General features: G+C 60.6%; 22 protein-coding genes. 14 read left to right on the top strand and 8 right to left on the bottom strand.

The genetic code is table 11. The features are described from left to right. Window positions 1-1,158, bottom strand: a complete 1,158-nt coding sequence (gene emhA / locus AC3IUA_RS24100) for an efflux RND transporter periplasmic adaptor subunit EmhA (protein WP_489357374.1) — start codon at window positions 1,156-1,158, stop codon at window positions 1-3. Between the two features lie 264 nt (window positions 1,159-1,422). On the opposite strand from emhA, the gene AC3IUA_RS24095 reads away from it, so the two are divergent. The 4 genes from AC3IUA_RS24095 (at window position 1,423) to AC3IUA_RS24080 (ending at window position 4,549) form a co-directional block, all read left to right on the top strand. Then, window positions 1,423-2,055, top strand: a complete 633-nt coding sequence (locus AC3IUA_RS24095; protein ID WP_489357373.1) for a TetR family transcriptional regulator — start codon at window positions 1,423-1,425, stop codon at window positions 2,053-2,055. Between the two features lie 161 nt (window positions 2,056-2,216). Continuing rightward, complete coding sequence (locus tag AC3IUA_RS24090) at window positions 2,217-3,101, top strand: DMT family transporter (RefSeq protein WP_489357372.1); 885 nt, start codon at window positions 2,217-2,219, stop codon at window positions 3,099-3,101. Window positions 3,102-3,218: 117 nt separating this feature from the next. Then, entirely contained in the window at window positions 3,219-3,917 is a 699-nt protein-coding gene (locus tag AC3IUA_RS24085) for a CoA transferase subunit A (protein WP_150645146.1), read from the top strand. 2 nt (window positions 3,918-3,919) lie between these two features. Beyond that, the gene (locus AC3IUA_RS24080) at window positions 3,920-4,549 is read left to right on the top strand and encodes a CoA transferase subunit B (RefSeq protein WP_489357371.1); all 630 of its coding nucleotides are present in this window, start codon (window positions 3,920-3,922) and stop codon (window positions 4,547-4,549) included. Between the two features lie 188 nt (window positions 4,550-4,737). Here AC3IUA_RS24080 and AC3IUA_RS24075 read toward each other — a convergent pair whose 3' ends face one another. The 3 genes from AC3IUA_RS24075 to AC3IUA_RS24065 are packed head-to-tail and all read right to left on the bottom strand — an operon-like array spanning window position 4,738 to window position 7,302. Next, window positions 4,738-5,787, bottom strand: coding sequence for an alkene reductase (locus AC3IUA_RS24075; protein WP_489357370.1), 1,050 nt, complete (start codon window positions 5,785-5,787; stop codon window positions 4,738-4,740). A 20-nt stretch (window positions 5,788-5,807) separates the two neighbouring features. Next, window positions 5,808-6,974 carry an MFS transporter gene (locus AC3IUA_RS24070; protein WP_489357369.1) on the bottom strand — a complete coding sequence of 389 codons (1,167 nt, stop codon included), beginning with the start codon at window positions 6,972-6,974 and terminating at the stop codon, window positions 5,808-5,810. 25 nt (window positions 6,975-6,999) lie between these two features. Continuing rightward, window positions 7,000-7,302, bottom strand: a complete 303-nt coding sequence (locus tag AC3IUA_RS24065; RefSeq protein ID WP_489357368.1) for an ArsR/SmtB family transcription factor — start codon at window positions 7,300-7,302, stop codon at window positions 7,000-7,002. A gap of 155 nt (window positions 7,303-7,457) precedes the next feature. Between AC3IUA_RS24065 and AC3IUA_RS24060 the strand changes: the two genes are divergently transcribed. After that, the gene (locus AC3IUA_RS24060; protein WP_489357367.1) at window positions 7,458-8,030 is read left to right on the top strand and encodes an acyl carrier protein phosphodiesterase; all 573 of its coding nucleotides are present in this window, start codon (window positions 7,458-7,460) and stop codon (window positions 8,028-8,030) included. A gap of 101 nt (window positions 8,031-8,131) precedes the next feature. Here the strand turns inward: AC3IUA_RS24060 and AC3IUA_RS24055 are convergent, their stop codons facing one another. Together AC3IUA_RS24055 and olsB are read right to left on the bottom strand one after the other, a co-directional pair. Next, window positions 8,132-8,926, bottom strand: coding sequence for a lysophospholipid acyltransferase family protein (locus AC3IUA_RS24055; protein ID WP_489357366.1), 795 nt, complete (start codon window positions 8,924-8,926; stop codon window positions 8,132-8,134). Then, window positions 8,926-9,681, bottom strand: a complete 756-nt coding sequence (olsB, locus tag AC3IUA_RS24050) for an L-ornithine N(alpha)-acyltransferase (protein ID WP_489357365.1) — start codon at window positions 9,679-9,681, stop codon at window positions 8,926-8,928. Before olsB ends, AC3IUA_RS24055 begins: the two co-directional genes overlap by 1 nt. Window positions 9,682-9,822: 141 nt before the next feature. Between olsB and AC3IUA_RS24045 the strand changes: the two genes are divergently transcribed. The 5 genes from AC3IUA_RS24045 to AC3IUA_RS24025 all read left to right on the top strand — a co-directional run bounded on the left by AC3IUA_RS24045 (window position 9,823) and on the right by AC3IUA_RS24025 (window position 14,321). Continuing rightward, a complete protein-coding gene (locus AC3IUA_RS24045; protein ID WP_489357364.1) occupies window positions 9,823-10,701 on the top strand; it encodes an acyl-CoA dehydrogenase in 879 nt (292 codons plus the stop codon). 161 nt (window positions 10,702-10,862) lie between these two features. Then, complete coding sequence (locus AC3IUA_RS24040; protein ID WP_489357363.1) at window positions 10,863-11,957, top strand: serine hydrolase domain-containing protein; 1,095 nt, start codon at window positions 10,863-10,865, stop codon at window positions 11,955-11,957. Next, window positions 11,954-12,283 carry an amidase gene (locus tag AC3IUA_RS24035; protein WP_489357362.1) on the top strand — a complete coding sequence of 110 codons (330 nt, stop codon included), beginning with the start codon at window positions 11,954-11,956 and terminating at the stop codon, window positions 12,281-12,283. The genes AC3IUA_RS24040 and AC3IUA_RS24035 overlap by 4 nt, the downstream gene beginning before the upstream one ends. A gap of 288 nt (window positions 12,284-12,571) precedes the next feature. Beyond that, window positions 12,572-13,162 (top strand): YceI family protein, encoded by a 591-nt coding sequence (locus AC3IUA_RS24030; RefSeq protein WP_489357361.1) that lies wholly within the window; start codon window positions 12,572-12,574, stop codon window positions 13,160-13,162. Between the two features lies 1 nt (window position 13,163). After that, window positions 13,164-14,321, top strand: coding sequence for a phospholipase D-like domain-containing protein (locus tag AC3IUA_RS24025; protein WP_489357360.1), 1,158 nt, complete (start codon window positions 13,164-13,166; stop codon window positions 14,319-14,321). Window positions 14,322-14,394: 73 nt separating this feature from the next. On the opposite strand, the gene bglX is transcribed toward AC3IUA_RS24025, so the two are convergent. Further along, window positions 14,395-16,686 (bottom strand): beta-glucosidase BglX, encoded by a 2,292-nt coding sequence (bglX, locus tag AC3IUA_RS24020; protein WP_489357359.1) that lies wholly within the window; start codon window positions 16,684-16,686, stop codon window positions 14,395-14,397. A 237-nt stretch (window positions 16,687-16,923) separates the two neighbouring features. Here bglX and AC3IUA_RS24015 point away from each other — a divergent pair, with 237 nt between their 5' ends. The 4 genes from AC3IUA_RS24015 (at window position 16,924) to AC3IUA_RS24000 (ending at window position 20,396) form a co-directional block, all read left to right on the top strand. Next, window positions 16,924-17,532, top strand: a complete 609-nt coding sequence (locus AC3IUA_RS24015) for a LemA family protein (RefSeq protein ID WP_489357358.1) — start codon at window positions 16,924-16,926, stop codon at window positions 17,530-17,532. An 82-nt stretch (window positions 17,533-17,614) separates the two neighbouring features. Further along, entirely contained in the window at window positions 17,615-18,367 is a 753-nt protein-coding gene (locus AC3IUA_RS24010; RefSeq protein ID WP_489357357.1) for a TPM domain-containing protein, read from the top strand. Between the two features lie 28 nt (window positions 18,368-18,395). After that, the gene (locus AC3IUA_RS24005) at window positions 18,396-19,013 is read left to right on the top strand and encodes a TPM domain-containing protein (protein WP_489357356.1); all 618 of its coding nucleotides are present in this window, start codon (window positions 18,396-18,398) and stop codon (window positions 19,011-19,013) included. 165 nt (window positions 19,014-19,178) lie between these two features. Beyond that, window positions 19,179-20,396 (top strand): class I SAM-dependent methyltransferase, encoded by a 1,218-nt coding sequence (locus AC3IUA_RS24000; RefSeq protein ID WP_489357355.1) that lies wholly within the window; start codon window positions 19,179-19,181, stop codon window positions 20,394-20,396. 30 nt (window positions 20,397-20,426) lie between these two features. Here the strand turns inward: AC3IUA_RS24000 and AC3IUA_RS23995 are convergent, their stop codons facing one another. Then, on the bottom strand, window positions 20,427-21,350 hold the full coding sequence (locus AC3IUA_RS23995; RefSeq protein WP_489357354.1) for a DMT family transporter: 924 nt from the start codon (window positions 21,348-21,350) through the stop codon (window positions 20,427-20,429). Window positions 21,351-21,422: the final 72 nt, after the last annotated feature.

Genomic DNA, 21,422 nt, shown 5'->3' with positions numbered 1-21,422 from the left:
TTACTCCCCTTTGCCGCCTGCAATTTTGTTTAATGCCTGTGCAGGGGCCGGGTTTTTCAAAGAAACGTTGGTCGCTTCGCTGACCTTGACTTCAATGCCAGGTTTGACGAATTGCAGACCTTCGGTGATCAGACGATCGCCGGCCTTGAGGCCATCTTCGATCAGCCACTGGCTGCCGACAGTGCGGCTGGCCTTGAGCTGACGCAGTTCGACCTTGTTGTCCGGGCCAACCACCAGCGCGGTTGGAGTACCTTTCAGGTCGCGAGTCACGCCTTGCTGTGGGGCGAGAATCGCGGCGGCGTTCACCCCGGCCTGCAACTGCGCGTGGACGAACATGCCCGGCAGCAGGGTGTGGTCGGGGTTCGGGAACACGGCGCGCAGGGTCACGGAACCGGTGGTCGGGTCGACCGAGACTTCGGAGAACTCCAGTTTGCCGTCCTGTGTGTACTGGCTGCCGTCTTCCAGGGTCAGCTTGACCATGGCCGCATTCGTGCCGGCCTTTTGCAGACGACCGCTTTCCAGTTCGCGGCGCAGTTCGAGCAGCTCTACCGACGACTGAGTGACGTCGACGTAGATCGGGTCGAGTTGTTGAATCACCGCCATGGCGTCGGCCTGGCCGTTGTTGACCAGTGCACCTTCGGTGACCGACGAACGACCGATACGCCCGGACAGCGGGGCGAGCACTTTGGTATAGCGCAGGTTGATCTGTGCGTTTTGCAGGCTGGCTTCCGATTGCAACCGATTGGCCAGGGCCGTGTCGTATTCCTGGCGGCTGACCGCTTGCTCGTTGACCAACTGCTTGTAGCGATCGGAAATCGACCGGGTCGATTGCAGGTTCGCCTGGGCGCTTTTCAGGGTGGCTTCATAGACCGATGGATCGATCTGATACAGCTGCTGGCCGGCCTTGACCTCGCCACCTTCCTTGAACAGACGCTTGAGAATGATGCCGTTGACCTGAGGGCGGACTTCCGCCATGCGGAACGCTGTCGTGCGGCCCGGAAGCTCGGAGGTCAGGGTAAAGGCTTGAGCTTGCAGGGTGACAACGCCGACCTGAGGGGCTTGTGGGGCAGGGGCTGCCTCTTCCTTTTTGCAGCCGCTGAGCAGCGTTGCCAGGGCAACGGCAGCAACCAGAGCGGTAATAGCTGGTTTGAATTGCATGAAAATCCTCGGTCAGGCGCGCAATTGCACACAAGAAAAGATGGAAGGTTAAAAAATAGGCGCTGAGTAGATAAGTAGCTTACTAAGGAATATACTTACGTTCATGGTTGTTTGTAAATACCTGGCTACGTACCGTTCTCGTTACAAAAAGCCATAAAAGACGTGAATGTAGGTTGGGGACGAGACTCAAGAGACTTCGCCCCACATTTATTCAGATGATCATTACGTATCGCCTGAAAGCCCCCTGATTGAGGTAGTACTGCCATGGTCCGTCGTACCAAAGAGGAAGCCCTGGAAACCCGTAGCCAGATACTCGAAGCGGCAGAGAAAGCCTTTCATGAGCGGGGTGTGGCGCGCACCACACTGGCGGATATCGCAACGCTGGCGGGTGTTACGCGCGGGGCCATCTACTGGCATTTCAGCAACAAGGGGGACCTGGTTCAGGCCATGCTCGACACCTTGCATGAGCCGCTGGATGAGATGGCCAAGGCCAGTGAAGATGAAGCGGAGCTCGACCCCTTGGGTTGCATGCGCAAGCTGCTGATTCATTTGCTTCATCAAGTTGCCCTGGACCCGAAGACCCAGCGTATTAATGACATTCTGTTTCATAAGTGCGAACTCACCGATGAAATGTGCGATCTGCGTCAGCAGCGCCGCGTCGCCAGCCTGGAGTGCAATGTGCGTATCGGGCTGGCATTACGCAATGCAGTGAATCGAGGGCAGCTTCCGGAGAATCTGGATACGGTCCGGGCTGCGATCAGCCTGCATGCGTTCATCGACGGCATCCTTTACCAATGGCTGTTGGCGCCCGACAACTATGAGCTGCACCGGGAGGCCGAGCGTCTGGTCGATACCGTGATGGACATGCTGCGCTTGAGTCCTGCGTTGCGCAACTGAGACAAAAGGCGAATCGGGTCCTGTTGTTTCAACAGATAAGGCGCGGGAAGATCGACCGTTCATTCGCCTTGTTTCGATGGGGTGCCTTTATATACGTGCTTGGGCTATCTTGACAGGTAGCGAGCTATGTATTTTGTAGGGAAATTGTGTCGAGTATGTGAATGAGTGTGAACACCCCGTCATACAAGGGCGCCGAGCAGCCGGTCAAAGGGATCGCATTGATTGGCCTGGCAGTATTGCTGTTCGCCAGTCACGACGCGCTGTCCAAATACTTGTCGGGGTTTTATCCGATCGTCATGGTGGTGTGGGCACGTTACGTGGTGCACACGCTGCTGATGTTGGTGATCTTTGTGCCTCGCAGCGGTTTTTCCGCGGTGGTGCGCACCAAACGCCCCGGGCTCCAGGTGTTGCGCGCACTGTGCCTGATCGGCACCAGCCTGTTTTTCACCACGGGCTTGCGTTACATCCCGCTGGCCGAAGCCACGGCGGTCAACTTCCTCGCGCCGTTGCTGGTGACGGCGTTGTCGGTTCCACTGCTCAAAGAGCGGGTTACCCGTAGCCAATGGCTGGCGGTGTTGGCCGGTTTTGTCGGCGTGCTGATCGTGGTGCGTCCAGGCGGGGCGCTGTTTACCCCGGCGATTATCCTGCCGTTGTGCTCGGCGCTGTGTTTCGGCTTCTATCAATTGCTGACCCGCAAGCTCAGCGGCATCGACAGCCCGACCACCAGCAACTTCCTCACCGGCATTCTCAACAGCCTGATCATGAGCGCGCTGCTGGCCTTCTTCTGGAGCATGCCGACACTGCTTCACGCGCTGTTCATGATCGGCCTGGGCACCTGCGGCATGCTCGGCCATATGTTGCTGACTCAGGCCTTTCGCCACGCCGCACCCGCCATGCTCGCGCCCTTCAGCTATGGGCAGATCCTGTTTGCCGGGATGTATGGCTACCTGATTTTTGGTCATACGCCGGATATGTTCGGGGTCATCGGCATTGTCGTGATTTGTGTCAGTGGTCTGGCCGTGGCCTGGGGGCAGCGCAAGGGCTAAGCTGACGCAGTAGCGAAAATCGGGGGGACAGTGCTGGATGGCTCTGTCTGCTCCCGGCCCGAGCAAACAGGCCGTGGCCACATACGTGTGTGTCGTGGTGAATTCGAGGAAGAATAAGTGAACAAGATTTACTCGAGTGCTGAATCCGCCCTGCAAGGTCTCGTCGAAGACGGTATGACCCTCGCAGTCGGTGGCTTTGGGTTGTGCGGTATTCCTGAGGCCTTGATTGAGGCATTACGCGACACCGGCAAGCGCGAGCTGACGGTGATCAGTAATAACGCCGGCGTCGATGGCTTTGGTCTGGGCCAGCTGCTGACTACCCGGCAGATCCGCAAGATGATTTCCTCCTACGTTGGCGAGAACAAGGAATTCGAGCGTCAGTACCTCGCCGGTGAACTGGAACTGGAGTTCACTCCCCAAGGCACCCTGGCGGAAAAACTCCGTGCCGGCGGTGCCGGTATCCCGGCGTTCTTCACCAAGACCGGCTACGGCACGCTGGTGGCCGAAGGCAAGGAAACCCGTGAATTCGATGGCGAGTGGTACGTGATGGAGCGCTCGCTGCGCGCCGACGTGGCCCTGGTCAAAGCCTGGAAGGCCGACAAGTCCGGCAACCTGCTGTTCAACAAGACCGCCCGCAATTTCAACCCGCTGGCCGCCATGGCTGCCAAGGTGTGCGTGGTCGAGGTGGAGGAAATTGTCGAGATCGGTGAGCTGGATCCCGATCAGGTTCACTTGCCGGGTATCTACGTGCAGCGGCTGGTGCTCAATGCCAACCCGGAAAAACGCATCGAACAACGCACTGTGCGGAGCGCCTGATCATGGCCTGGACTCGTGAAGAAATGGCGCAACGCGCCGCCCAAGAATTGCAGGACGGTTTCTACGTCAACCTCGGCATCGGCTTGCCGACGCTGGTAGCCAACTATATCCCTGAAGGCATGGACGTCTGGTTGCAGAGCGAGAACGGCCTGCTCGGCATCGGCCCGTTCCCGCTCGACAACGAGGTTGATCCGGACCTGATCAACGCTGGCAAACAGACCATCACCACCTTGCCCGGCAGTAGCTTCTTCAACAGTGCCGACTCCTTTGCCATGATCCGCGGCGGTCATATCAACCTGTCGATTCTCGGTGCCATGCAGGTTTCGGAGCAGGGCGATCTGGCCAACTGGATGATCCCCGGAAAGATGGTCAAGGGCATGGGCGGGGCGATGGACCTGGTGGCCGGAGTCAAGCGTGTGGTGGTGTTGATGGAGCACACGGCCAAGGGTGGCAGCCACAAATTGCTCAAACACTGCGACCTGCCCCTGACCGGTGTCGGCGTGGTGGACCGGATCATCACCGATCTGGCGGTGCTGGACGTGACCGGGCAAGGTCTGAAACTGGTCGAGCTGGCGGCGGGTGTGAGCCTGGAAGAGCTGCAGGCGGCGACCGGGTGTCCGATCAGCGCTTGATCTGTAAGGGGCGGGGGGGGGCCAAAAAATCGCAGCCTGCGCCGAGCCGGTTCACCTTTTAAATATCAGGTGTACCCAGAACCCGTAGGAGCTGCCGCAGGCTGCGATCTTGGCGATCTCATACGCGCTGAACGTCTCTGGTTTATCCCCAACAAGCCCCGTCTCTCACAACTCGGGGCTTTTTGCTTTTATAGCACCGGATAGTCGATATAACCGACCGGGCCTTTGGCATAGAAGGTTTCAGGATGCGCCTGGTTCAATTCGGCATCGGCCTTCAGGCGCGCCGGCAGGTCCGGGTTGGCGATGAAGGGCACGCCGAAGGCAATGGCATCGGCCTTGCCGCTGGCCAGCCAGGCGTCGGCACTGTCCTTGGTGAAGCGTTCGTTGGCGATGTACGGGCCGCCGAAGGCTTCCTTGAGTTGCGGGCCGAGGCTGTCGGCGCCTTCTTTCTCACGGGAACAGATGAACGCGATGCCGCGTTTGCCCAGTTCACTGGCGACATAAGTGAAGGTCTCGGACAGGTTGTCGTCACCCATGTCATGGGAGTCGGCCCGTGGTGCCAGGTGCATGCCGACCCGGCCAGCGCCCCAGACTTCGATCACCGCGTCCGTCACTTCGAGCATCAGCCGTGCGCGGTTTTCCAGGGAACCGCCATAGTGGTCGGTGCGCTGGTTGGTGCTGCTTTGCAGGAACTGGTCGAGCAGATAACCGTTGGCGCCGTGGATTTCCACCCCGTCGAATCCGGCGGCCTTGGCGTTCTCGGCACCGACGCGGTAGGCGTCGACGATGTCGGCGATTTCAGCGGTTTCCAGTGCCCGTGGAGTCGGGTAGTCGGCCAGCGGACGAACCAGGCTGACATGACCTTTGGGTTGAATGGCGCTCGGGGCGACCGGCGCTTCACCGTTCAGGTAGGACGGGTGGGAAATCCGCCCGACGTGCCACAGCTGCAAGAAGATCCGCCCGCCAGCGCCGTGAATGGCCTTGACCACGTTACTCCAGCCGCGTACCTGGTCGTTGGACCAGATGCCCGGAGTGTCCGGGTAACCGACGCCCATCGGCGTGACCGAAGTGGCCTCGCTGAGGATCAGCCCGGCGGAGGCGCGCTGCACATAGTATTCAGCCATCAGCGCGTTCGGCACACGGCCTTCATCAGCGCGGCAGCGAGTCAGCGGCGCCATGATGATGCGGTTCGGCAGGTCGAGGTCGCCGAGTGTGATGGGATCGAAAATAGTTGCCATGGATACAACCCTCTGGGTGGTCAGTTGGTAGCAGGGGCCAGCTCGGCATTGCCGCTCTGACGAAAAGTAATCAGCGTCACCAGCAGTGCGAGGACTGCCAGTGCTGCAGCGGCCAGGGGCACGCTGGTCAAGCCGAAACCGTGGGCAATCACGCTGCCGCCCACCCAGGCGCCGAGTGCGTTGCCGATGTTGAAGGCGCCGATATTCAGGGTCGACACCAGGTTCGGTGCGTCTTTGCCGAAGGTCACTACGTTCACTTGCAGGGCCGGTACGGCGGCAAACGATGCGGTAGCCCAGAGGAACAAGGTGATTTCAGTCGGGATCACCGCAACGCTGGTCCAGCTCAATACGGTCGAAACCACGGCCATGGAGATGAAGACCCCGATCAGCGTGGCCGCCAGGCGTTTGTCCGCCAGCTTGCCGCCGATGATGTTGCCGACGGTCAGGCCCAGGCCGATCAACAGCAGGGTCCAGGTCACGCCTGTTGGCGAGACACCGGTGACGTCGCCCAGCAGCGGTGCTACATAGGTGAAGAGGGTGAACATCGAGGCGGCGAACAGTGCGGTCATGCTCAGCGACAACCAGACCCCGGCACCTTTGAGCGCGGCCAGTTCCGAGCGCATGTCGAGTTTTTCTTCATCACGCTTGGCGGGAAGGAAGCGGATCAGGCCGATCAACGCAACCACACCGATCACGGTCACTGCCCAGAAGGTCGAACGCCAGCCGGCTTCCTGACCCAGTGCAGTGCCCAGGGGCACGCCCAGCACGTTGGCCAGAGTCAGGCCGGTAAACATCAAGGCCACTGCCGATGCGCGTTTGTTGGCTGGTACCAGGCCGGCGGCGACCACCGAACCGATACCGAAGAACGCACCGTGACACAGGGCTGTCACCACCCGAGCGAACATCAACACGTTGTAGTCACTGGCCAATGCGCAGAGCAGGTTGCCGACGATGAAAATGCCCATCAACGCCACCAAGGCAGCCTTGCGCGGCAGTTTGGCGGTGGCCAGCGCCATGAACGGCGCACCGATGGCCACGCCCAGGGCGTAGCCGGTCACCAGCCAGCCGGCGCCGGGGATCGACACACCGAGGTCGGCCGCCACTTCGGGCAGCAAGCCCATGATGACGAACTCGGTGGTGCCGATGGCGAAGGCGCTCAGGGCCAGGATGAGGAGCGAGAGGGGCATTGTGCAGTCCTTGTAAAGCTCTGGGTCAGAGCTCTTTGCTGATGGCGCGGAGGAACTCCTGAATCACTTCCTCGTTGCGTTTGAAGAAGTGCCATTGGCCGACTTTCCGGCTACTGATCAGACCCGCACGCTGCAAGGTCGCCAAGTGTGCGGAGACGGTCGACTGCGACAGGCCGCAACGTTGATCGATCTGTCCGGCACAGACGCCGTGCTCGTTGCTGTGACTCTGGTCGGGAAATTCGACCGTCGGGTCTTTGAGCCAGTGAAGGATTTCTCGCCGTACTGGGTGCGCCAGGGCTTTTATTATTTCGTCGAGGTCGATGGGCATGGCGGTTGCTCGTGATGAGTAAAACGTTATATCGCGATAAGGCGAACTTTAAATCGTTGAATCGCGATATACCAATATGATTTTGATCTGGTATCAGAGTAAATCGGTATATCGAGTTATAACGATATGAGAGGCGTGGTGCTAAACTGCACGCCATGAATTATCTCGCACATCTTCACCTCGGCGGCCAACTTCCGTCCCAGATGCTCGGCAGCCTGTATGGCGACTTCGTCAAAGGCCGCCTGCAGGGGCAGTTCGATCCGCAAATCGAGGCGGCGATTCAGTTGCATCGCCATATCGACGTGTTTACCGATCGCCATCCGCTGGTGGACGTATCGCTGTCGCGGTTTTCGCTGACGCGGCGGCGATATGCCGGGATTGTCCTGGACGTGTTCTTCGACCATTGCCTGGCGCGGGACTGGCAGCAGTATGCCGACCGCCCGCTGGACAGCTTCACCGCTGAGGTTTATCGGGTGCTTGCCGCGCAACCGCGGTTGCCGGGGCGCCTGGCGGAAATTGCGCCGCACATGGCGGCCCATGACTGGTTGGGTTCGTATCGGGATTTTGCGGTGATCGAGCAAGTGCTGCGGGGCATCTCGCGGCGCTTGTCGCGGCCCGAGGAATTGGCCGCGGCGATGCAGGAACTGGAAAGGTTGTATGAGCCGTTGAGTGAGGATTTTCGGTTGTTCTATCCCGAGTTGCAGGGGTTTGCGGCGGGGCATATATAGTCAAGACGGAAGATCAAAAGATCGCAGCCTGCGGCAGCTCCTACGCACGCCTGTGGGCGCTGCCGCAGGCTGCGATCTTTTTTGCATTAACACCGAAATTTTCAGGCAGCAACCAGCTCGCCGGCACGACGCGGCTCAGCGGGTTGGACAACCTCACCAAACAAGGCTTTTTGCACCGCCTGCTGCGCCTGAAACGCCAGCGCCGCACGTTCCTGGCCATTACAGGCAATCGGTTTGAGCAGATGGATTTCCACCTCGCCTTGATCGTTGGCGAATAACCGCATCAGGTGCGACAGCAGATCATCGTCGCCAATGAAAGGGGCCAGCGGATCGATCTGACCCTCACGCAAGTAGCGAATGGCCACTGGTTGCAGAGCGACGTCGGCGTCGATGGCGGCAGACAGCAAGCGGCCGTGGAACGTGCGCAGCGAACGGCCGTCGGTGGTGGTGCCTTCCGGAAACATCAGCAGCGGATGCTCCTGCTGCAGATGACGGCTCATCTGTTTGCGGATCAACTGGCTGTCGCCCGATCCGCGACGGATGAACAGACTGCCGGCCTTGGCCGCCAGCCAGCCGGCGACCGGCCAGGTGCGCACTTCGGCCTTGGACAGGAACGACAGTGGCGCGAGCATGCCGAGCAACGGAATGTCGGTCCAGGACACATGGTTGCTGACCCACAGCATCGGCTGTTGCGGCAGTTCACCGTGAACGGTCACGCGAAAGGGCAGGGCATTGCCCAGCCGCGCCATGAAAAACCGCGACCAGCGCTGGCGCCGCAGCATGGAACTGGCCACGCCCAGGCGCTCGAACAGGCCGAACAGGCTGGCCATGCTCAACCCCAGGGCGACCACCACCAATACTCGCGCAATCCGCGCGTACACCCGTAGCCGGCTCATCAGACAGCCGCCTTGAAGTGCCGGGCGTAGCGCGGGCACAACTCATCGCGTTTGAGCAGGATGAACACGTCGGCGACCTGGAAGTCTTCGTCCCAGCAGGGTTCGCCGCAGATTTTCGCGCCCAGGCGCATGTAGGCCTTGAGCAGCGGCGGCATTTCGGCAATCACATTGGACGGAATGTCGAGGGCCGGCAGCGGTTTCTTCGGTTCGGCGCGCAAGTGCTCGGTGCACAGGTAACGTTCGCGCAGGCGTTGCATGATCGCTTGGGCCTGAATCCCGCCGTCCTGCATCGGAATGCTGGCGCAGCCCATCAGGTAGGCGTAGCCACCTTGGTTGAGCACTTCCGCCAGTTCCCCCCAAAGCACGGCGATGGTGCCGCCGTTGCGGTAGGCCGGGTCGACGCAGGTGCGACCGATTTCGAGGATCGGGCCCTTGAGATGAACCAGACCGTGGAGGCTGAACTCTTCTTCGCTGTAGAATCGCCCCAGACTGCTGGCGGCCTGATGGTCGAGCAAGCGGGTGGTGGCAACCAGGCGGCCAGTGTTCAGGTCACGTACGCCGATATGAGCGCAGTGAACATCATAGTCATCCATGTCCAGACCGAGTTCCGCGCCCTTCAGCCTGGCGTTGAACTCGCCGCTGAAAACGTTGAAGCGCAAGGTCTGGGCTTCCTGCAAAGCCTCGGCACCGATCAGGCGTTCGGCTTTCAGGCGGCGTTCATTGCCAGTGTCGCTGATACGGGCGATCTGAGTCATTGCGAATCTCCATACGGGCTACTCACCCGTCGTGGGTTGCAGCCGATCGACTTTGTTGTGCAAAGTCAGGCTATGTAGCCCCGGTGTCATCGCCATGAAGCTTTGGTGATGCTTATATGACAGCCCCTTGAGGAACCTCCCATGCCTTGGCAAGCCCTGTTGAACCACCGCAAACGTCTGCCCGCCAATCCGGATCTGGCCGAGGGTTATGGGACGTTGTTACAGCAACTGGGCAGTGTCACGCCGTTCGAACTGGCCGTGCGCGGCGGCCGGTTGATGGCTACGCCCGGGCTGGCATTTCTGGTGGGCTATCAGGCGGCGTTGCGCATGCTTTGGCCCAGCGCGCCGCCGAGCCTGGGCGCCTTGTGCGCGACCGAACAGCACAGCTTGCGTGCGGCGGACATGCAGACCCGTCTGGATGACTTGCGGCTGAGCGGGCGCAAGGATTTTGTCACCGCTGGCGATGCAGCGGACTGGTTACTGATTGCCGCGCGCTGCGAGGCACCGGGTGAATCGCCACGGTTGAGTCTGGCCGTGGTGTACCCAGGCGAATCCGGGGTACGCCTGGAAAAACTGCCGGCAATTGCGTTGATGCCGGACATCAGCCACGGTCGGCTGTTTCTCGACAATGCCCTGTGTGAGTTGCTCGCCGGGGATGGGTGGGACGCCTATGTCAAACCGTTCCGCACCCTGGAAGACATCTATGTGCTCAGTGCCATGAGCGCCTGGTTGTATGGCGTCGGCCAGGACAGCGACTGGCCGCAAAGCCTGCAACTGCGGCTGTTGGCGCTGCTGGCGGGGTGCGCGGAGGTCAGTCGGCAGAACCCGGGTTCGAGTGCCGGGCATGTGTTGCTGGGTGGCTTGTTCGCGCAGTTTGATTCGCTCCGGACCGAGTTGGATGATGCATTCGCCGATGGCCCGCCGGAGTGGGCGACGCTCTGGGGGCGTGATCGGGCGGTGCTGGAATTGGCCGCCGGGGCACGGGCCAAGCGCTTGGCGAAGGCGTTGCTGGCGGTGTAGGAGCTGGCGTAGCCTGCGATCTTTTGATCTTGATTCTCTGTGATACCGGTGTGTTTGCGAAAAGATCGCAGCCTGCGGCAGCTCCTACGGGATCTATGTTCGCTCAAAACTGTCATCTATCTCGACTAGGCTCAGCAGGTTCATCTCCCTGAGTCCCCGCCATGTTCAAAGGCTCGAGCCTGCTGATCGCGCTGTTTTTCATGAGTGCTCACGCCGTCGCCGAGTACTGGCCTGCTGAACAATGGTCACAGGGTTCACTGGTCTCTGGTCCGGCGCTCGAGGAACTCGAGGACTACGCCTTCCAGCCCCGCGACGACAGTACTCACACAGGCATCCGCACCGATGCCTTGCTGGTGATTCGCGACGGTCAGTTGATCTACGAACGTTATGCCGGGCCAACCACCGCCACTACCGCGCATCTCACCTGGTCGATCAGCAAAAGCCTGATGGCCACGGTGTTGGGCGTGGCTTATGGCGAGGGACGATTCAAATTGCAGGACCCGGTGATGAAGTTCTATCCACCGCTGCAACGTCATCCGGCGATTTCCATGGCCGACCTGTTGCACTGGGCGTCGGGTCTGGACTGGCAGGAAGACTATGAATACGCCCCGTTGAAATCGTCGGTGGTGGCCATGCTGTACACCCGTGGCCGCGGTGATATGGCCGCCTTCACCTCCGCTCATGACGAGTTCAGTGCGCCGGGCCAGGCGTTTCGTTACTCCAGCGGCGACAGCAACCTGTTATCCGCGGCACTCAAGCACATGCTCGGCGCGCAGTACCCGGACTATCCGTGGACGGCGCTGTTCGAGCCCTTGGGCATTCGTAATGCCGTATGGGAAAGCGACGCCAGCGGTACGTTTGTCGCCTCGTCCTATGCCTACCTGACTGCTCGCGATCTGGCGCGGATCGGTCTGTTGATGCAGCGCGATGGTCGTTGGCAGGAGCGGCAACTGCTGCCCAGGGACTGGGTCGAGTTCAATCGCCAACCCTTTGCGCACTATCAAGCCAATCAGGACGACGCCGTGCCCGGTGGTCATTGGTGGCTCAATCTCGCGTTGGAGGGTGCAAGCAAGCCCTGGCCGGCGGCACCCGCCGATACCTTTGCCGCACTGGGTCATTGGGGCCAGGCGATGTATGTGATTCCCAGCGAACAGCTGGTGATCGTGCGCTATGGCGATGACCGCGATGGCAGTTACCGGCATAACGAATTGCTCAAACGCGTCCTGGCCGCGTTTGCGCCACCGGTGCCGCCATGAGTCGCCGGGGTTTTGTCCGTCGCCGACCGTTTAGCAGCCTGCTGCTGGTGCTAGTGGTCGCGCTGCTCGGTTGGGGCTGGCAGGAGCGGGTAGCGTTGCAAGCGTTTCCGGACATCATCGGCGCCTACACCGCCAAGGAGTATTGTTCCTGCCGGTATGTGATGAATAACCCGGCCGAGTATTGCCAGGCTTATGTGAAGCAGTACCTGCCCACTAGCGGGTTTGTTGATGACGCGGCAAGCAAGCAGGTGACGGCCAGTGGGATGGGGCGCAGCAGTACCGCGGCCTGGCTCGGCGAGCGCCAGGGTTGCCGGTTGATGCCTTGACTGTGGCGAGGGGGCTTTTGGGGTGAGGAGGACTGCCCTCCGTAGCAGCTGCCGAGCCTGCGAGGCTGCGTTCGGCTGCGCAGCAGTCGTAAAATCAGGCACTGCGGTATTCTAGACAAACCGTGGAAGCAGGATTTACGACTGCTTTGCAGCCGGACGCAGCCTTCGGCAGCTGCTACGGTCCGCGTGCTCGGGTCTATATCTGTGGTTCGGCGAATCAACAGAAAGTTTGCAACCTGCCGCAGTCCAGTTAAGGTTCAGCTCAAGTTTATTTGCCCATGAGTTGTTATGCCCAACGCTTCGTTTTTCAAACTGTGCGCTTTGCTGCTCACCGCCTGCGCCTCCTTGTCTGTCCACGCCAGCTGGTACCTGGATGGCGAGTCTTCACGACTGTCGTTTATCTCCACCAAGAACGCGAATATCTCCGAAGTTCAGCGCTTTCTGGTGCTGCACGGCAAGGTCGACCCCAAGGGAATGGCGCACGTGCAGGTCGACCTGGATTCGGTCAACAGCGGGATTCCGCTACGTGATGAGCGCATGCGCAAGGACCTGTTCGAGGTCAAGACCTTCCCCCAGGCGCTGATATCCGCGCAAATCAATCTGCAGCCGATCAACGATCTGGCCCCCGGTGCGCAGCTTGAACTGCGGCTGCCGCTGACCGTAAAGCTCCACGGCAAAGAACAGAACTACAACGCTGAACTCCTGGCCACCCGGCTGGATGACCGGCGTTTCCAGGTAGTCACCCTCGAGCCGCTGGTGCTCAATGCCGAGGACTTCGATTTGGCTCCGGGCTTGAATGCGCTACGCAAAACCGCGGGATTGTCGGCGATCAGTCTCTCGGTGCCGGTAGGTGCGGTGCTGATTTTCACGGCGCGCTGACATGAGTGGTCCGGTATTCCCCTGGCGTGAAGGTAACCGCTTCGAATTGCTGATCGACGGGCCGGGTTTCTTCCCACGCATGCTGGTGGCGATTGCCCGTGCCGAGACTCAGGTTGAGCTTGAGTTGTACCTGGTGGAGGCAGGAGCCTGTGCCGAATCGATGGTCCAGGCGCTGGTGCAGGCGGCCGAACGCGGCGTTCGCGTGCGCTGCCTGTTCGACGATTACGGCAGCCTGGCCTTCACCTTGAGTTTGCGCAACCGACTGATCCTGGCCGGGGTCGAGCTACGGTTCTACAATCGCCTGAGCTGGCGGCGCTGGGTGCGCAACTTTTACCGAGATCATCGCAAGCTGCTGTTGGTCGATCAACGCATGGCGGTGGTCGGCGGCACGGGCGTCACCGATGAGTTCTGGACTCCTGGCGAGGACGCCAGCGAATGGCATGAGGTAATGGTGGAAATCGTCGGCCCGCTGGTGCTCGACTGGCAGATGCTGTTCGACCGGCAATGGATCGCCAACCGTCACCGCAAGGCCTGGAAGCCGGCCTCGAGCTTTGGCCTGCAGCGTCTGCCAAAGGTACCGTCGGCGGGGCAGGGCATGGGCCGGGTGGCGTATGCCGACGCCCGTCAACATCGGGACATCCTGCAATCACTGATTCGCGCCTTGAACAGCGGGCAGCGACGGATCTGGCTGGCGACCCCGTACTTCCTGCCGACCTGGAAGGTCCGCCGCTCGTTGCGCCGGGCTGCAGCACGGGGCATTGATGTGCGTCTGCTGCTCACCGGGCCGCGCACCGATCACCCGTCGGTGCGTTATGCCGGGCATCGCTACTACCCGCGTCTGCTCAAGGCCGGGGTGAAGATCTACGAGTATCAGCCGTGTTTTCTGCACCTGAAAATGGTCTTGATCGATGATTGGGTGAGCATCGGTTCGTGCAACTTCGATCACTGGAATCTGCGCTTCAACCTGGAAGCCAATCTGGAAGCCCTCGACCCTGAGTTGACGCGTGCGGTGGCGGCGAGTTTCGAGGCGGACTTTGCCCAGAGCCAGGCCGTCAGCCTTGAGGCGTGGCGACGCCGGCCGCTGTGGCGAAGGGTCAAGCAGCGGGTCTGGGGTTGGGTGGATCGGGTGGTGGTGAATCTGTTGGATCGGCGGGGGTAGGCGGTCCATAAGATCAAAAGATCGCAGCCTGCGCAGGAGCTGCCGCAGGCTGCGATCTTTTGCTTGTGCGGTCTTACAACAACTCGAAACTCTGCTGGGTCACGTCCTGGGAATCCAGGCCGATCTGTACGTTGAACTCACCAGGTTCGGCAGCGAATTTCAGCTGGGTGTTGTAGAACTTCAGGTCATCCTCTTCGATGCTGAAGTGCACGACTTTCTCTTCGCCGGCCTTGAGCATGATCTTCTGGAAGTTTTTCAGCTCCTTGATCGGGCGGATCATCGAGCCGCTGACATCCTGGATGTACATCTGCACCACGGTTTCGCCATCGCGCTTGCCGGTGTTTTTAACCGTCACCCTGGCGTCGAGCTTGCCGGTCTTGCTCAAGGTGGTGGCCGACAGCGCCATGTTCGACAAGCTGAAGTCGGTGTAGCTCAAGCCGAAGCCGAATGGGTACAGGGGACCTGTGGTGTCGTCGAAGTACTGTGAGGTGTAGTTGCCCGGCTTGCCCGGAGTGAACGGCCGGCCGATGGTCAGGTGGTTGTAGTAGGTCGGAATCTGCCCCACCGAGCGCGGGAAAGTGATGGGCAGCTTACCGGACGGGTTGTAGTCGCCGAACAGCACGTCGGCAATCGCATTGCCGCCTTCGGTACCGGCGAACCAGGTTTCGAGGATCGCGTCAGCCTGTTGCTGCTCTTCGAGAATCGACAGCGGACGGCCGTTCATCAACACCAGTACCAGCGGTTTGCCGGTGGCTTTGAGGGCCTTGATCAGTTCACGCTGGCTGGCCGGGATGTTCAGGTCAGTGCGGCTCGAGGACTCATGGGACATGCCGCGCGATTCACCGACCGCCGCCACGACCACATCAGCCTGCTGCGCGGCCTTGACCGCTTCTTCGATCATTTCTGCTGCCGGACGCGGGTCGTCCACCACTTCCGGGGCATCGAAGTTGAGGAAGTTCAGGTAACCGACGATTTTCTGGTCGGCAGTGATGTTGGCGCCACGGGCGTAGATCAGCGTCGACTGATTGCCCAGCGCGCGGGTCATGCCGTCGAACAGGGTCACCGACTGATCCGGTCTGCCGGCGGCGGCCCAACTGCCCATCATGTCGATCGGCGCTTTGGCCAGCGGGCCGACCAGGGCGATTTTCGCGGTTTTCTTCAGTGGCAGGGTCTCGCCCCGGTTTTTCAACAGCACCATGCTGCGGCGCGCGACGTCGCGAGCCTCGGCGCGGTGCATGCGGCTTTCGGCATAGGTTTGGGCCGGATCTTCCTCGGCCTTGCCGATACGCAGGTACGGGTCTTTGAACAGGCCCATGTCGTACTTGGCGCCCAGTACTTCACGCACCGCGTTGTCGATATCGCTCTGGGCAATCTCTCCGGACTTCAACAGCCCCGGCAGTTCCTGACCATAGAGCGTGTCGTTCATGCTCATGTCGATGCCGGCCTTGATCGCCAGCTTGGCGGCTTCGCGGCCGTCCTTGGCGACGCCGTGTTTGATCAGCTCGAAAATCGCCCCGTGGTCGCTGACCGCCAGGCCCTTGAAACCCCAGTCCTTGCGCAGCAGGTCCTGCATCAGCCACATATTGGCCGTGGCCGGCACGCCGTTGATCGAGTTCAGGGCAACCATGACCCCGCCGGCGCCGGCATCGATGGCGGCGCGGTAGGGCGGCAGGTAGTCCTGGTACATCTTGACCGGGCTCATGTCGACGGTGTTGTAGTCGCGACCGCCTTCGACCGCGCCGTACAAGGCAAAGTGCTTGACGCTGGCCATGATGCTGTCCGGCGCACTCGGGGTGACGCCCTGATAGGCCTTGACCATCACTTTGGCAATCCGCGAGACCAGGTAGGTGTCTTCGCCGAAGCCTTCGGAGGTGCGGCCCCAACGCGCATCGCGGGAGATGTCGACCATCGGCGCGAACGTGATGTCGAGGCTGTCGGCGCTGGCTTCCTTGGCGGCGATACGCCCGCTCAGGGCGATGGCGTCCATGTCCCAGCTCGAGGCCAGGGCCAGGCTGATAGGGAAGATCGTCCGGTGGCCGTGAATCACGTCATAGGCGAAGAACATCGGGATCTTCAGCCGGCTGCGCATGGCCGCATCCTGCATCGGCCGGTTTTCCGGGCGGGTAATCGAATTGAAGGTGCCGCCGATACGCCCGGCAGCGATTTCCTTGCGGATCATCTCGCGGGGCATTTCCGGCCCGATGCTGATCAGGCGCAACTGGCCGATCTTCTCATCGAGGGTCATCTGCTTCATCAGGTTGGCAACAAAAGCATCTTTGTCCTGAATAGGTGCCGGCTTGGTGTCGGCCAGGGCAGGGTGACTGGCCAGGCCGATAACAAGACCCAGCAAACACAACTTCTTCATGAATACTTTTCTCGCAGGCTCAACCGTCACTATTGAAACGCGCCAGTTAGCCAAAAATTAGGGAGCGACTATTGTTGTTCGGATAAATGCAGCACACTTCTGAACTCTTTTCGCGCAGGGCATCTTTTAGCTGATTGGCTCGATGCAATCCAGTGGCGGTCGCAGATTATGCCCCAAGCGCTCGATTTAAGGGTCGCAGGTTCTTTTCCATAGGGTTGTACAAGGGAGCGTCACCACATGAAGCTACAACAGCGCTATCGCTCGGGCTGGCAAATGGCGGTACTGATGCTGCTCAGCACATTCCTCACGGGTTGCGGCATCAACACCATTCCGACACTCGACGAACAGGCCAAGGCGGCCTGGTCGCAAGTGCAAAACCAGTACCAGCGTCGCGCCGACCTGATCCCCAACCTGGTGGAGACGGTCAAGGGTTACGCCCAGCATGAGCAGGAGACCCTGACCGCGGTGATTGAAGCCCGGGCCAAGGCGACCTCGATCCAGGTCGATGCCAGCACCCTGGACAACCCGGAAAAACTCAAGCAGTTCCAGCAGGCCCAGGATCAGCTGACCGGCGCCCTCAGTCGCTTGATGGTGGTTTCCGAACGCTACCCGGACCTCAAGGCCAACCAGAACTTCCTGGCCCTGCAATCACAACTCGAAGGCACCGAGAACCGCATCAGCGTGGCTCGTCGTGACTTCATCCTCGCGGTGCAGAAGTACAACACCGAGATCCGCACCTTCCCCGGTCGTCTGTGGCACGCCGTGCTGTACAGCGATCTGCCGGTTCGCGAGAACTTCGAGGCGACCAGCGCGGATGCCGAAAAAGCGCCGGAAGTGAAGTTCTGATCTGCGTCGGGCGCCCTCTGCATGAGGGCGCCGGCTGCTTGTTGCTAGATCAGGCCAGGCGTCACCCAAGGATGAGGTTCCAATGCGCGTGTTGAGAGTTGGCCTGGTGCTATTGCTCTGGGTGTTGGCAGTCACGGCCCAGGCCGAACTGAAGTTTCCGGCGCTGACCGGAAGGGTGGTGGATAACGCCCAAATGATCGAGCCGTCGGTGCGCGAGCAATTGACGCAACAGCTCACGGCCCACGAACAGGCCACCGGCGAGCAACTGGTGGTGGTGACGGTGCCGGACCTGCAAGGCACCAGCATCGACGACTTCGGTTACCAGTTGGGCCGGCACTGGGGGATTGGCCAGAAAGATCAGAACAACGGCGCGCTGCTGATCGTCGCGCGCGATGAGCGCAAGCTGCGCATCGAAGTCGGTTATGGCCTGGAAGGCCGCCTCACTGATGCGCAAAGCTCGGTCATCATCCATCAAGTCATCACTCCCGCCTTCAAGGCCGGCAACTTCAGCAAGGGCATCAGCGACGGGGTTGCCGCGATGCTGGTGGTGCTGGGCGGCAACCCGCTGGATGAACCTGCCAACCTGGCCGGGTCGGGAGGGGAGCGCGGCAGCGACTTCCTCGAAAGCCACCCGGGTGTGTTCGTGTTTCTGGTGTTGCTGTTTATCGTGACGATTTTTGTCTGCCAGATGCTCGGTATTCTGCCCAGTGGCGGTGGTGGTCGGGGAGGTTCAGGCGGCTTCGGCGGTGGTGGTTTTGGTGGCGGTTCCGGGGGCGGCGGCTTCAGTGGCGGCGGTGGTAGCTTTGGCGGCGGCGGATCGTCGGGCGGCTGGTAACTAAAATAATGAATGAGTATGTGAAGACATGGCATTACTGAGTGAACACGAACAGCGCAAGGTTGCCGAAGCGATTGCGCGGGTCGAGCAACACACCGATGCCGAACTGGTCACCGTCCTCGCTGCCCGCGCCGACGACTATGCCTACATCCCGCTGCTCTGGGCCAGCCTGCTGGCGCTGATCGTGCCGGGCGTCGTGCACTACCTGTCCGGCTGGATGAACATGCATACCTTGCTGCTGGTGCAGTGGGTCAGCTTTATCATTCTGTGCCTGGTGTTCCGGATCCCGAAGATCACTACTCACCTGATCCCGCGTTCGGTTCGGCACTGGCGTGCCTCGAACTTGGCGCGGCGGCAGTTTCTCGAACAGAACCTGCACCACACCGCTGGCAGCACCGGCATGCTGATCTTCGTCTGCGAGGCGGAGCGTTACGTGGAGATTCTGGTGGACGAGGGCATTTCCAAGCGCCTGGACAACAAAACCTGGGACGCCATCGTCGCCGACTTCACCCGGCAAGTGAAACAAGGCCAGACCTTGCAGGGCTTTATCAACTGCATCGAAGCCTGCGGTGAACTGCTCAAGGTGCATGTGCCGGTGACGCATGTGCGCAATGAGCTGCCGAACCGGTTGGTGGTGTTGGGGTGATAGCGGATTAGGGCTGCTTCGCACCCCAATGGGGCGGTGCGGCGTTCCGACAAGCCCCCTCGCCACAGGATGTACACCGTTCGGGAAATTACCCGTGCCCTCGCACCCCATCCCCCCCTAAAATACCCGCCATTCCCCGATCCGCATCACCGAGGCGCTTTTTTCATGTCAGTCACCGCAACTCCCGCCAGCCTCGCGCCGGATCATCACGCGCAGTTCATCGACCTGCTGCAATCGAGCCTGGAGCAGAACGCCTTCATCAAGCTGGTGCTGGCCAAGTACGTCGGCACCGAGGTGGACTTGCAGCGGCTGATTATCAAGCAGCTCACGGTCAAGGATCAGCCCTGCCTGTCCTTCGTTTACCGCTACAAAACTCGCGACATCACCAAGAATCTGCCGATTGCCGAAGGGGTCGCGACGATTGCGGCGCTGTTGCCGGCGTCGTTCAAGAATGCGCATTTACTGTCGCTGACCGACGAAGCCCAGCTCGAATACAGCAAAAAGGGCAAGAGTTCGTTGTTCAAAAGCAAACCCCAGCAATTGCGTGAAGTACCGTCCGCTGAACACAACCGGGAGAAGCACCGCTTCCTCGACCTGAGCCGGCCCTTTCTCGCCGACCTCGGTGTGACGAACAAACAGCATGAGCTGATCCCGGCGATGTCGCGCAAGTGGAAGCAGATCAACAAATTCATCGAAGTCTTCAGCCATGCGCTGACCTCGTCACCGCTGGCGCTGGACAAGCCGGTTCAGGTTGCGGACTTCGGTTCGGGCAAGGGTTACCTGACCTTTGCGATCCACGACTACCTGCGCAATACCTTGAAAGCCGAAGCCGAGGTGACCGGCGTCGAGTTACGCGAAGACCTGGTCAAGCTGTGTAACATCGCGGCCGCAAAGCTGGAGCATCCGGGGCTGGTATTCAAATGTGGCGATGTGCGCAGTGTGGCCCCGAGCGAGCTGGATGTGATGATCGCGCTGCATGCCTGCGACATCGCCACCGACTATGCGATTCACACCGGCATTCGTTCCGGCGCCTCGATCATCATGTGCTCACCGTGCTGCCATAAGCAGATCCGCCTGCAAATCCAGAGCCCGGCGCTGCTCAAGCCGATGCTGCAGTACGGCCTGCACCTGGGCCAGCAGGCGGAAATGGTCACTGACAGCCTGCGCGCGCTGTTCCTCGAAGCCTGTGGCTACGAGACCAAGGTCTTCGAGTTCATCTCCCTGGAGCACACCAACAAGAACAAGATGATTCTGGCGGTGAAGCGCGCCGAACCGGTCGATCCGGCTCAACTGCTGGTGAAGATTCAAGAGCTCAAGGCGTTCTACAACATCAGCGAGCATTGCCTGGAAACCTTGCTGCGCGATGACGGGTATTTGAGTTAAGCCCGAAACGATCGCAGCCTGCGGCAGCTCCTACGGGGTTCGGGTGTAGGAGCTGCCGAAGGCTGCGGTCTTTTGATTTTTAGCCGGGCGCACGCTGGTCTTGCGCCCGAGCATTACAGTGACGATCACCCCCGCGGCGAACAGCCAGGTGATCGGCTCGATATGCTCGCCGAAGAACAGCGCGGAAAAGGCGATGGTGAAGAAGATCTGCAGCAGCTGGATCTGACTGACCCGGGCGATGCCACCCATGGCCAGCCCGGCGTACCAGGCGAAGAAACCGATGAACTGCGAGAACAGCGAGACATAGCCGAACGCCCACCAGGTCTTGCTGGAAATCTCCCCCTGATGCTGCAGCGCCAGGTAGCTTACCGGCCCGATCAGCAGTGGCGTCGACAGCACCAGCGCCCAACAGATCACCTGCCAGCCACCCATCTCCCTGGCCAGTCGGCCACCTTCGGCATAACCCAGGCCACCGACGGCAATCGCCCCGAGCATCAACAAGTCACCGGCCTGAATACTGCCGGCACCGCTGATCAAGGCATAACTCAATACCAGCGCGCTACCCAGCGCCGCACAGGCCCAAAAGGCTTTCGACGGTCGCTCGTGGGACAACCACGCGGCATACAGCGCCACGCACAGCGGCTGCAAACCGTTGACCAGCGCCCCATGGGACGCCGGCAAGGTCTGCATGGCCCAGGCCGACAGCACCGGGAACCCCAGAATCACACCGGCGATCACCAGGCTCAGGCCTTTGATCTGTTTCCAGGTCGGCCATTTCTCCCTGCGCCAGAGCAACAACAGCGCCGCCGGAATCGCCGCAAACAGTGCACGCCCGAGGCCGTTGAGCAGTGGATGGATTTCCTGCACGACGATCCGTGTGAACGGCAGGGTCAGGCTGAAGATGACGACACCGAGCAGGCCAAGGGCCATGCCGGTATTTTCGCGCGAAGACATAAGATGAACCGGAATCAAGGGTGGCGGATGAGCCTTCATCTAGCCATAAACCCGGGGATTGCGCTCTTACAG

Source organism: Pseudomonas sp. KH_050 (assembly GCF_057838875.1).
The sequence above is the reverse complement of the archived record's forward strand: the minus strand, read 5'-3'. Positions and strand labels throughout refer to the sequence as shown.